Raw genomic sequence first — 11,063 nt, 5'->3', positions numbered from 1 at the left:
CCATGTGGTGAACGTGGGACGAGGGGCACTCGTTGACGAAGACGCCTTGGTCCAGGCACTGCGAAACGGTCACGTTGCCGCCGCTTCGCTCGATGTTTTCCAGGTGGAACCGTTGCCGGCCGAACATGGAGGCTGGAGGGGTGGGGTGGGTACTTTCCTCCGGTACTTGGGAGATGTCCCGCGACCCCGGGTCACGGGTTCACGGGATCCGGTCGGCTCCCCCTCGGGATCCGGTGCGGGGCGGACGCGGAGGATGCGGCCGAGGGGGTGGAGCGGCTCGTTCCGGGCCGGGATCAGAACCGCTGCCCGACGCGGCCCTGGTGCTCCAGGACACGCCGGACCTCGGACACGAGGGGGTGGTACGGGCCGTAGGCGCGCTCCGCGTCGAGGAGCAGCCGGTGCAGCTGCGCCTGACCCGAGGGGTGGTCGCCCGTCGCCACGAGCAGCAGGCCGACGCGGCGGCGGATGTCGAAGGCCCGGCCGGGGTCCGGATCCTGCTCGTAGTACGGCAGGACCGCGCGGTACTCGGCAAGCGCCGCCGCCGTCTCCCCGATCTGCTCCAGGCACAGCGCGGCGTCGTACCGGAACTGGAGCGTCTGCGCGTCCGCCGGGCCCGCCTCCGCCTCCCGGTCCTCCGCGAGCCGGCGCAGCTCCGGGAGCGCCCGGCGGTACTGGCCGTCGTCCATCAGGGTGGAGGCGTACTGCTTGCGCAGGATGCGGACGACGGGGGAACGCTCGCCGTGCTCGGCCGCCGCGGCGGGCAGGATGCCGCCGAGGACGTCCACGGCCTGCGTCAGCGCCCCCTCCCCCAGGAGCCGCTTGACCTCCTCCACGGCCGCGGCCACATCGGGCCGCGCCGGGCCGGGCACCGGGGTGGGGCCGTACGTCCGCGGATCCGTACGGGGGACGGCCGGAGGCGCGGGCGCGGCCGGTACCGGGGGCGCGGCCGGGCGGTCCGGCCAGGGGGCGTGCGGGCGCAGGAACGGCCGCGTCGGGTCCATCGGACCCGCCGGGGTCCCGCGCGCGGGCAGCAGCGGCAGCAGGTGCTCGTACACCTCGTGCGCGCCGGACGGCCGGTGCTGCGGGTCCTTCGCCAGCAGCCGCAGCACGAGCGCCTCCAGGGCCTCCGGGACCTCGGGCCGGGTCCGCCGGACCGGGACCGGGGGCTCGTACAGGTGCCGGTGGAGCACGCCGAGGGCCGTGGAACCGGCGAACGGCACGTTCCCGCTGAGCAGTTCGTGGAGGAGGACGCCCAGCGCGTAGAGGTCGGTGGAGGGACCGACGGCGCCGCCCATGGCCTGCTCGGGTGCCATGTAGGCGGGGCTGCCGATCGGGGACCCGGTGTGCGTGAGGCGGGTGGTGTCGGTGTCGAGGACGGAGGCGACGCCGAGGTCGAGGACGACGACCGAGCCGTCGGGGCGGACCATCACGTTCCGCGGTTTGAGGTCGCGGTGCACGATCGGCACCGCGTGCACGGCGGCCAGCACCGCGCAGAGCTGGGCCGCGACGGCGACCGCCCACTGCCACGGGTACGGGTCGTGCTCGGCGAGGTGATCGGCGAGGTCCGCGCCCTCCACGTACTGCATGACGAGGTACAGGTCCTCGCCGTCGCTGCCCGCGTCGTGGACCGTCACCAGGCCCGGGTGGGCGACGCGGGCGGTGACCCGGCACTCGCGCACGAAACGGCGCCGCAGCTCGTCGGCGGCGGTGGCGGGGCCGGTGATGGCGGCGGGGCGGAGCAGCTTGACCGCGACCCTGCGGTCGAGCCGGCCGTCGTACGCGGTCCACACCTGGCCCATGCCGCCCTGCCCGATGACGGTGGCGAGCTCGTAACGCCCGCCGATGACACGGCCGTTCATCGGCGGCCCTCACCGTCGCCGGGGTCGCGGGGGTCCTGGCGCAGGAGGTCGCTCAGCTCGTCCAGTTCGGCCCGGACCTGCTCGATCCGTGCCCCGCCCACCACGGGGGGCAGGCCGACGGACCCCCCGGACGGGAGGGAGGTGACCGGCGGGACGGGGGTGACGGGCGGGGCGGCGGTGACGGGCGGGGCGGAGGTGTACGGGTTCGGCGCGGTGCCCGGGCTCGGCACCGTGACCGCCTGGGCGGCGGCGCCCCCGGTCCAGCCCCCGGCCCCGGACCCGTAGGGCAGGGTGGTGGAGGCGGCCCGGTCGAAGTGCCGGATCTCCCCCACCACGTAGTACGCGACCGACCCGGCCGCCAGGGTGACGATGAGGCCGACCCCGATGACCGCCTCCAGGTCGGTCGACTCCTCCCCGGTGACGCCCATGAACACGAAGAGGCCGGCCGCCACGGCCAGCGTCAGCCCGAACAGCACCCAGTCCAGCTTCCTGCGGGTGAGGACCGCGAGCCGCAGCAGCGGCGCCCACGCCAGGAAACCGCAGCTCAGCAGCGGCAGCGCGATGAAGAGGGCCCGCAGCGCGACGAGGCCGCCGGAGGCGGGACCCTTCGGCGACGGGGGCGGCTGCGGGGGGCCGTACATGGGGCGCGCTCCTGCTCGGACGGACGGATGCGGAGACGAGCGTATACACGACGGCCGACAACGGTTCCGCCTTGTGCGGAACCGTTGTCGAACAGATCACCCGGCGTGGCTCCGGCGAGGTCACCGGGCGCCCGGTTCCGGCGGGGGCGGTCGGCCGGAGGGGTGCGGCCGCCGGTCCGTCCGCCGTGCGCGTCGTCGGTCTAGGGCCTCACCGTTCCGTTCGCGAGGCCGTCGTGGAGACCCTGGACGAGTTGTTCGCCGAGGCGGGCGGTGAGGCGGAGGGACTCCTCGAAGTCGGCGAGGGCGCGGAAGCGGGCGCCGTAGGTGCGCTGTTCGCGCAGGGGGAGCCTCGGGATCTGGAGGCGGCGGACGTCGAGGCGGGTGGCGGTGGAGGCGTAGCTGCTGGCCTGGCGGGTGTTGGCGGTGGCCCGGAGGAAACCGGCGAGGAACCAGGGGTCGAGTGCCGCCGGATCGGGGCGCAGGAGCTGGAGGTTGCGGCCGAGGGCGGCCCCGGCCGTGGCGGCGTCGACGACCCGTACGGCCGAGCCGCCGCCGAGGACGGGGACGACGACGTCACCGGCGGCGAGCAGCACCGGCTCCTCGGGCGGCCCGTCGGGCAGGGTGCCGGACGGCGGCTGCGCGGCGAGGACGTCGTGGTCGGTGAGGACGGGGACGGGGGTGCCGGCGCGGGCCGTGCCCGCCCCGCCCGGGCGCAGGGTGAGCGCGCCGGCGCGGGCGAGCTCGCCCACGGTCGTCGTGGGCCGGCGGACCGTTCCGCCGGGACCGGCCGGCGCCGGGCCGGTCACGGGCGGCGGGGTCAGTTCCCGCGTGCGGCGCAGGGTCTCGGTCAGCCGCTCGCGGACACCGGCGAGCTGGTCGGCGTCCTCGGCGGCGGCCGGCGGCGGGAGGTGCCGGGCGGGGGCGAGGTCGACATCGTCGTCGAGGAGTTCGATGACGGGCACGGAGCGGCTGGCACCGGGCGTCCCGGCGATCGTCCCGTCCCGGTCGAAGGGCGTCCAGGCGTCGAGGACGGCGGTGTGGACGGCCTGCCAGTCGAGCCGGTCGCGGCCGTCCCTGCCGTCCCGGACGCCCGCGCCGCCGCCCGCCGTGGCGTGCTCGGACGCCGCGTCCACCAGCAGGAGTTCGGCCGGGGGCCGCCCGCCGGGGACGGGTCTGCGGAGCACCCAGAGGTGGAGCGGCACACCGTACGGGGGTGCGGCGCCGGCCGGGAGGGCGACGACGGCCCGCAGGGCGCCGCGCCGCAGCAGGTCGGCGCGGATGCGGCGGCCGGAGCGGCGGGAGGCGGCGGCGGGAGGCATGAGGAGGACGGCGGTGCCACCGGGCCGCAGCCGGGCCAGGGCGTGCTGGACCCAGGCGAGTTCGGACTCCGTACGGGCCGGGAAGCCGTACTCCCAGCGCGGGTCGTAGGCGAGTTCGTCGTGGCCCCAGTTGCGCTCGTTGAACGGCGGGTGGCAGAGGACGGCGTCGGCGGTGAGGGCGGGGAAGGCGTCGGCGCGCAGGCTGTCGCCATCGCGGACGCGGATGTCGGCGTCGGTGGAGAGGGCCAGGCGCAGGGCGGTGAGGGCGGCGAGGTCGCGGTCGGCGTCCTGGCCGTGGAGGGCGGCGGGGCGCTCGACCGCGCGCAGCAGACCGCCCGTGCCGCAGGCCGGGTCGAGGACGGTGGGGCGGCCGGCCCCGTCGGCCTGGAGGCCGGTGGGCGCGGCGAGTTCGGCCATGAGGGCGGCCGGGCCGGGCGGGGTCAGGGTGTACTGGCGCGGGTTGGCGTCCAGGTGCCGGCCGAGCAGGAACTCGAAGGCCTGCCGGGCGCCGGTCTCGGCGGCCAGGTCGGCGGCGCCGCGCAGGAGGGGGACGGACGGGGCGAGTTCGACGGGCGCGGGGGTGCGGACGGCCCGTACGGGACCGAGGCGCGCCGTGAGCGTCTCCTCCAGGGCGAGGGGCAGGGTGTCGGCGAACCGGTCGTCGGGGAGGGCGGCCAGCGTGGCCCAGGCGGCCGACCTGTCCCGTACGAGGAGGAGTGCGCAGCCGGCGTGGACGAGGGCGGCGACGGCTCCTGCGGGGTGGCCCGCGATCTGCTGCCAGACACGCTCGCGGAGCGGGACCTCGGCGAGTTTGCCCTGGTCACGAAGCCACTGCTCGACCTCGGTGAGGGCGAAGGACGGGCTGGTCTCGGTGCCGCCGACGGGCTTGGGGAAGTCGGCGTGGCGCCGCCGCCAGTTGCTCACGGCCGCGCGGCCGACCCCGGCGAGCCGGGCGATCCCGGCGGCCGTCACCTCGGTCGTACTCGCGCCGGGTTCGGCGGTGGGGGATGCCGGGTCCGGCACCGACGGGCCGGTCGCGGATCGGTTCGCCCCCGTCGGGCTCGCCTCCGTCGCGCCGCTCGCCGCCGGGCTGGTTCCCACCGCATCCGGCTCGGGCGTGCTGTCCGGCTCCTGACGCATGCTGCCGCTCCCCTGGCTCGTCCCTGACCTCTGACTCGTCCTCGTGTGTCGCCGATCTTAATGCCGGATGGCGCTCATCCCCTTCACAGCGTGAGCGGAGCCGTTTTTCGCGAACCGTGTTGACTCGGTTCACAGGCTCTGCTGTGATTGATCCATCGCGTCAGACATCTCCAAGGTCCGGGAGGACACCACCCATGTCGTACGACACGCAGGTCCCGCCGTCCCCGCAGGCCGTCATGCGCAACGGCCTCGGGACCGCGGCGCTGATCCTCGGCATCATCGGCACCCTCGCCGGACTGATCCCGCTCCTCTTCTGGCTGGCCGGCATCCTCGGCCTGATCGCCCTGATCCTGGGCCTCGTCGGCAAGGGCCGGGTCAAGCGCCGGGAGGCGAACAACAAGGGAGTGGCGCTCACCGGCGCGCTCCTGGGCCTCGCGGCCCTGATCCTCTCGGTGGTCGGCGCGGTCATCACCTTCACGGCCGTCAGCGACGCGGTGAAGGAGATCGACAAGGCCGTGAAGGACGCCGCACCGCAGGACCCGTCCCCGCAGAGCTCCGCCTCCGGCACCAAGGGCGGGGCGAGCGCCGCTCCCGGCGCCGGCAAGGGCGGCGGCCTGGCGGCCGGTGACACCTCCGTCTACGACGACGACCTCAAGGTCACCGTCTCGGACCCGAAGCCGTACACGCCGGGCGAGTTCGCGGTCGGCCACACCAAGGGCAACAAGGCCTACCAGTTCACCGTCGTGATCGAGAACGGCGGCAAGGAGAAGTTCGACGCCGTGGCCGTCACCCTGGACGCCCGGGCCGGCAAGGACGGCGTGACCGCCGAGCAGATCTACGACGGCAAGGTCGGCGAGGGCTTCAGCGGCACGATCCTGCCCGGCAAGAAGGCCACGGTCACCTACGCCTTCGACGCCCCGGCGACGGCCGAGAACCTCACCGTCGAGGTCAGCCCCGGCTTCGACTACAACGCGGCGCAGTGGGAACTGAAGGTCGGCTGACCCGGCCACCGGAAGGACCGGGGCCCTCACGGGCCCCTCCCCCCGTCCCCCTCTCCCCGCATCCCGCCTGACACCCTGGCCAGACCCCCGCCCCACCCGGCAGCACCGCACACCGCACCACCCCGGAGACCCCCATGCGCGCCCCCCGCCGCCCCCGCCCCGTCGTCACGGCCCTCGCCACCGCCCTCTGCGCGGCCCTCGCGGCGGGCGCCGCCGCCTGCGGGCCGTCCTCCACCACCGGGACCGGTGCCGGGACCGGCACCACGGGGACCGGCCCCGGCACGACTTCCCCGGCCACCACCCCCGGCGGCCCCTTCGCGGACCTGACCGGCGACCGGATCGCCGACAAGGCCCTGGCCGCCACCCGGAACGCCAGGTCGCTGACCATGGACGTCTCCCTGACGACCGCCGACGGCCCGATCAAGGCCTATGTCTCCGCCGACACCGGCGGGAAGTGCTCCGGCACGATGACGGTGGGGACGGCCGGGACCGCCGAGCTGATCAAGCCGGACGCCACCACGGCGTACGTCCGCTTCGACGAGGCCTTCCTGCGGGAGGAGTCGAAGGGCGAGTCCCCCGAGGTCCAGGCGGCCGTGCTGAAGGAGCTCAAGGGCCGCTGGACGAAGATGGCCGTGAGCGACCCGGACGCCCGGGACATGGTGGAGCTCTGCGACCTGAAGCGGCTGCTGTCCGCCTTCGAGGGCGGCAGCGGCGCCGTGAAGGGCGCGGAGACGACGGTCGGCGGGCGGAAGGCGCTGGCCCTCACGGAGAAGGACGGCGCCGAGACGTACACCCTCCACGTCGCCACCGAGGGCACCCCGCACCTGCTGCGGATCGCCACCACCGGCGGCGAGGAACCCATGACCGTCACCTTCTCCGGTTACGGCAAGCCCGTCACCGCGCGGGTGCCCGCCGCGAAGGACGTGGTCGCCCCCGCCGGGTGACGGCCGGCCGGGGGGCGGCCGCCGGGGCGTCAGAGCCGGTGGCGTACCCACACGTTGGGCTCGACGTAGACCGCGTAACCGCGTGAGACCTCGCAGTGGACCGGGACCAGGGCGCCCGGCACCTCGACGGGTCCGTCCGCGTCGAACGGCAGGCCCGTCCAGGCGCGCCACTGGCCGAGCGAGCCGGAGACCGTCATCGAGGCCGGGGCGACCGCCTCGATCGTGCCGCCCGCGCGGACGTGGACGCGCAGCCACGGGTCGTGCGGCAGACCGTCGGAGGCGCGGGTCCGGAAGGCGTACTCGTGGATGGAGGCCCCGGCCTCCCGGTGCTTGCCGTTCGGGCGGACCGGGGCGACGAGTTCCTTGAAACCGAGCCCGGCGGCGTTCTCGCGCAGGGCGGCCAGCATCCGGTGCGAGATGCCCCGGCCGAGCACCGAGGTGTCGACGGTGATCTCGATCGCGCTCACGGTGTCGGCCTCCCTCCCGTGCCGCAGGTCGGAGAACGCCCACATCAGGACCTCGTCCCAGCCCCGGTCCGGCAGCTCGCGGCGGCCGTCGGCGTCGAGCCGGAAGGGGACGCTGAAGCCCCGGGCGACGACCTCGCCCTCCGCGTCGGTCGCGACGAGCACGTACTGCGGCAGCTCGCGCGCGATGCGCCCCATGTTCGCCCAGCCGACCGGGTCGTAGAGCATGAACTCGGGCCAGAGGTCCTTCATGGACCACATCGCCCCTTCGAGTTCAGGGCGTTCGGCGAGGGTCGTGATGCGGAGGTCCATGCGGGCAGGCTAGTGATCATGTACGTCCCCGCTCAAACGTTTTTCCGGGCCCCGGCCCCCGCCCCCGGCCTCACCCCGCGCCGCCCGCCACGAGAGGGTCCCCGAGGCGGCTGCGCCGGTACAGCACAGGGCGCCCGTCCCGTGCCCGGGTGACGAGCCCCGTCGCGTACCCGACCACGAAGCTGATCATTGAGCCGTACGCCACATCGATTGGCGCCGGGGCGCCGATGCCGTGGACTTCGCCCATGACACCACGAACGCGCGGGGGGCGTACGACGCCGGCGGGCAGGGCGGGCGACGCACCGGCGGACGGCGCCTCACTGAGCCGCCGACTGACCCTGCTCCTGGCCCTGACCTGCGCGTTCGCCGTGGGCAACCTCTACTTCCCGCAGGCACTCACGCCCCTCGTCGCCACCGACCTCGGCGTCTCCCCCGACGCCGCCACGGCCACCGTGACCGCCACCCAGGCGGGTTACACGGCCGGCATGTTCCTGCTGGTGCCGCTCGGCGACCGGCTCGCGTACCGCCCCTTCCTCGTCGTCCTCCTCGTCCTGACCGGCGCGGGCCTGCTCGCCGCGGGCTGCGCCCCCACGCTGCCGCTCCTCCTCGCCGCGAGCGCCCTCGTCGGGCTCACCACCGTCGCGGCGCAGGTGGTCGGCCCCATGGCGGCCGGCCTCGTCCCCGCCGACCGCCGGGGCGCGGTGCTCGGCACGCTGCTGAGCGGTTCCATCGGCGGCATGCTGCTGGCCCGCGCCTTCGGCGGCACCCTCGGCGAGGCCGCCGGCTGGCGGGCCCCCTACCTGGTGGCCGCCGCCCTCGTCCTGGCCCTGGCCCTCGTCCTCGCCCGCGCGCTGCGCACCACCGCCCCGGCGCCCCCGGGCGCCGCGGACCGGTCCTACCCGTCACTCCTGGCGGAGGCGCCGCGGCTGCTGCGCGCCGAACCGGACCTGCGGCGCTCCGCGCTCCAGCAGGCGGCGGTCTTCGGCGGCTTCTCGGCGGTCTGGACGTGCGTGGCGCTCCTGCTCACCGGTCCCGGCTACGGCCTGGGCGCCCCGGCCGTGGGGCTGCTCGCCCTCGTCGGCGGCGTCACCATGCTGTGCACCCCGCTCGCCGGCCGCCTGGTGGACCGCCACGGCCCGGACCCGGTGAACCGCGTCTGCGCGCTGGGCGTCCTCGTCGCGGCCGCGGTCCTGGCCGCCGGAGCGCTGGGGGGCGCACCAGGTCTGCTCGCCCTGTTCGCCGGCACCCTGCTGCTCGACATCGCCCTCCAGGCGGGCGGCGTCGCCAACCAGGCACGCGTCTACGCCCTGCGCGACGATGCCCGCAGCCGCCTCAACACCGCCTACATGACCTGCGCCTACCTGGGCGGCACCCTGGGCTCCTGGCTCGGCGTCCGCGCCTACGACCTGACCGGCTGGTGGGGCGTCTGCGCCCTCGTCTCCCTCCTCGCCCTGCTCCCGCTCGCCCTCACCCGGGGCCGCGTGACGCCGGCCCGTCAGCCGCCGCACTGACGGGCCATCGCCCGCTTGTCGGCCTCGGTGACCGGCAGTTCGTACGCGAGGGCCACCTGCGCGAACCGGACCGCGTAGGCGCACCGGACGCGCTTGTCGGGCGGAAGCCAGGACGCCGGGCCGGAGTCCCCCTTGGCCGCGTTGGCCCGGCCCTCGACCGGAAGCAGGTTGAGCGTGTCGTTCGCGAACCGCCGGCGCTTGCTCTCCGGCCAGCGCGACGCGCCCATCTGCCAGCTGTACGACAGCGGGACGACATGGTCTATCTGCACCTCGGCGGCCTTCTGCTTGCGCCAGGTGAGGGTGCGTCCGGTGTACGGGTCGTCCAGGGTCATGGCGACGACCACGCAGTCCGAGCCGTCACGGAGGCGCAGGTCGCGGCCGTCACGGCGCAGGAGGTCGTTGCGGGTGTCGCAGCCGTTCCGGGCGAACGGCACCCCGTCGGCCGTGTCCGCCCATGCCCGGCCGAACTTCTCGCGCTCGTACCCGGTCTTCGGCCCCCGGCCCTTGGTCGGCAGTCCGGAGATGACCCCGCGCGCCGCCGCCCGGTCGCCCTCCGCCGTCAGCGGCGCGAGTCCCGGCCGCGTACCGTCCGGGTTCACCAGCGGACTGACGGCCCGCCCACCCGGCGCACCGGGTCGCGTGGCAGAACCCCCGCCCTCGGGCCCCTGACACCCCGCCACCAGAAGCGCGGCGGCCACCAGCCCGACCGCCGCGGGTGTCCGCCGGAGTACGCCCGGATGCCTGCGTGTCTTCCGAGAGGTGCGCATCCGGCGATCCTAGGCGGGGGTGGTCCACCCCCTCGGCCGGGGTGCGCGGGGCGTCGCGGAGCTGACAGGGGCACCCTGCCGGAAGGGGGGTGACACCCGTACGGCCGGTATCGCCGCGTGGTCGCCCGCCCACGGCTTCGCTACGCTGCTCCTCACCCACAATCTGGACGAACCGGTCGCCGGCCGGGAACCGGGCGAGGTCCTCCGGTCGTTGACCGGCGTGATGTTCGGCGCGGATGCCCCTCCGACAGGGGCGGAACAGCGGGACGGATGACCACGCACCAGATGTACCGGCGGGCGACCGCCACCTTCCTCGCCCTGGCCACCGCCGCCGCCCTCACGGCCTGCGGCACGGAGCGGCACATGGGCACGACGGCCTCCGGGGCCACGGCGTCCCCGGCCCCCAGCGCGGCCCCCGCCCCTTGGCGGGGCGCCTGGGCGGCCTCGCCCCAGCCCCCGGGGACCAGCACCGAGAACTGGTCCGCCGAGGGCTTCACCGACCACACCCTCCGCCAGTCCGTCCGGGTCACCACCGGAGGGGACCGGCTGCGGATCGAGCTCAGCAACCGTTACGGCACCCGGCCGCTCCGCGTCGGAGGTGCCACCGTGGCCCGTACCGCCGCCGCCGGCGAAGGATCGGTCCTGCCCGGTTCCGTCCGACGGCTGACCTTCGGCGGCGACGGCACCGTCACGATCCCGGCGGGCGGCACGCTCCTCAGTGACGCCGCCGCCCTGCGGGTCCGGCCCTTCGACCGGGTGACCGTCACCCTCCGCCTCACCGGAGCGACCGGACCGGCCACCGTGCACCGCGTGGCCGCCGCCACCAGCCACCGGGCCGAGGGCGACCACCTGGCCGACACCGACGGATCGGCGTTCGCCGAGACCGATGCCTCCTGGTACTTCCTCACCGGTGTCGAGGTCCGGGGCACCTCGCCGGGCAGCCGCACCGAGGGCGCCGTCGTCACCTTCGGCGACTCCATCACCGACGGCTCCGGCTCCACCCGGGACACCGACCGCCGCTACCCCGACGTGCTCGCCGAGCGCCTCGCCGCCGCCGGCCGCCCCCGCGCCGTCCTCAACCACGGCATCAGCGGAAACAAGGTCG

General features: G+C 75.5%; 9 protein-coding genes and 1 pseudogene. 5 read left to right on the top strand and 5 right to left on the bottom strand.

Features of this window, described 5'->3' with window-relative positions; translation table 11 throughout:
• Positions 1-4 precede the first annotated feature (4 nt).
• Positions 5-118 (top strand): annotated as a pseudogene (locus tag RIF68_RS36490) (NAD(P)-dependent oxidoreductase); the annotation flags it as partial.
• Between the two features lie 175 nt (positions 119-293).
• On the opposite strand, the gene RIF68_RS13855 reads toward RIF68_RS36490, so the two are convergent.
• The 3 genes from RIF68_RS13855 to RIF68_RS13845 form a co-directional block, all read right to left on the bottom strand.
• Positions 294-1,859: a serine/threonine-protein kinase gene (locus RIF68_RS13855; protein ID WP_309051528.1), complete on the bottom strand. Its 1,566-nt coding sequence runs from the start codon at positions 1,857-1,859 to the stop codon at positions 294-296.
• The gene (locus RIF68_RS13850) at positions 1,856-2,500 is read right to left on the bottom strand and encodes a hypothetical protein (RefSeq protein ID WP_309051527.1); all 645 of its coding nucleotides are present in this window, start codon (positions 2,498-2,500) and stop codon (positions 1,856-1,858) included. The genes RIF68_RS13855 and RIF68_RS13850 overlap by 4 nt, the downstream gene beginning before the upstream one ends.
• Before the next feature lie 200 nt (positions 2,501-2,700).
• Positions 2,701-4,791, bottom strand: a complete 2,091-nt coding sequence (locus RIF68_RS13845) for an N-6 DNA methylase (protein WP_309051530.1) — start codon at positions 4,789-4,791, stop codon at positions 2,701-2,703.
• A gap of 362 nt (positions 4,792-5,153) precedes the next feature.
• Here RIF68_RS13845 and RIF68_RS13840 point away from each other — a divergent pair, with 362 nt between their 5' ends.
• Together RIF68_RS13840 and RIF68_RS13835 are read left to right on the top strand one after the other, a co-directional pair.
• Positions 5,154-5,960, top strand: a complete 807-nt coding sequence (locus tag RIF68_RS13840; protein ID WP_309051526.1) for a DUF4352 domain-containing protein — start codon at positions 5,154-5,156, stop codon at positions 5,958-5,960.
• Positions 5,961-6,094: 134 nt separating this feature from the next.
• Entirely contained in the window at positions 6,095-6,904 is an 810-nt protein-coding gene (locus tag RIF68_RS13835; protein WP_309051525.1) for a hypothetical protein, read from the top strand.
• 29 nt (positions 6,905-6,933) lie between these two features.
• On the opposite strand, the gene RIF68_RS13830 is transcribed toward RIF68_RS13835, so the two are convergent.
• Positions 6,934-7,680 (bottom strand): N-acetyltransferase, encoded by a 747-nt coding sequence (locus RIF68_RS13830; protein WP_309051524.1) that lies wholly within the window; start codon positions 7,678-7,680, stop codon positions 6,934-6,936.
• Positions 7,681-7,925: 245 nt separating this feature from the next.
• On the opposite strand from RIF68_RS13830, the gene RIF68_RS13825 reads away from it, so the two are divergent.
• Complete coding sequence (locus tag RIF68_RS13825; protein WP_375165696.1) at positions 7,926-9,191, top strand: MFS transporter; 1,266 nt, start codon at positions 7,926-7,928, stop codon at positions 9,189-9,191.
• Here the strand turns inward: RIF68_RS13825 and RIF68_RS13820 are convergent.
• Positions 9,176-9,958 carry an HNH endonuclease family protein gene (locus tag RIF68_RS13820; protein WP_309051523.1) on the bottom strand — a complete coding sequence of 261 codons (783 nt, stop codon included), beginning with the start codon at positions 9,956-9,958 and terminating at the stop codon, positions 9,176-9,178. The genes RIF68_RS13825 and RIF68_RS13820 overlap by 16 nt on opposite strands.
• A 270-nt stretch (positions 9,959-10,228) precedes the next feature.
• On the opposite strand from RIF68_RS13820, the gene RIF68_RS13815 reads away from it, so the two are divergent.
• Positions 10,229-11,063 (top strand): GDSL-type esterase/lipase family protein (locus tag RIF68_RS13815; protein ID WP_375165695.1); only part of this gene is annotated, 835 nt, incomplete at its 3' end.

This window comes from Streptomyces sp. (genome assembly GCF_031178505.1).
GTDB lineage: Bacteria > Actinomycetota > Actinomycetes > Streptomycetales > Streptomycetaceae > Streptomyces > Streptomyces gulbargensis.
Note: the sequence above shows the minus strand (reverse complement) of the source record. Positions and strands in the feature narration are given on the sequence as shown.

Excerpts from the sequence above, each read along its gene's own strand:
- RIF68_RS13855 (WP_309051528.1), bottom strand. The coding sequence starts at position 1,859 with ATGAACGGCCGTGTCATCGGCGGGCGTTACGAGCTCGCCACCGTCATC.
- RIF68_RS13850 (WP_309051527.1), bottom strand. The coding sequence starts at position 2,500 with ATGTACGGCCCCCCGCAGCCGCCCCCGTCGCCGAAGGGTCCCGCCTCC.
- RIF68_RS13840 (WP_309051526.1), top strand. The coding sequence starts at position 5,154 with ATGTCGTACGACACGCAGGTCCCGCCGTCCCCGCAGGCCGTCATGCGC.
- RIF68_RS13835 (WP_309051525.1), top strand. The coding sequence starts at position 6,095 with ATGCGCGCCCCCCGCCGCCCCCGCCCCGTCGTCACGGCCCTCGCCACC.
- RIF68_RS13830 (WP_309051524.1), bottom strand. The coding sequence starts at position 7,680 with ATGGACCTCCGCATCACGACCCTCGCCGAACGCCCTGAACTCGAAGGG.
- RIF68_RS13825 (WP_375165696.1), top strand. The coding sequence starts at position 7,926 with ATGACACCACGAACGCGCGGGGGGCGTACGACGCCGGCGGGCAGGGCG.
- RIF68_RS13820 (WP_309051523.1), bottom strand. The coding sequence starts at position 9,958 with ATGCGCACCTCTCGGAAGACACGCAGGCATCCGGGCGTACTCCGGCGG.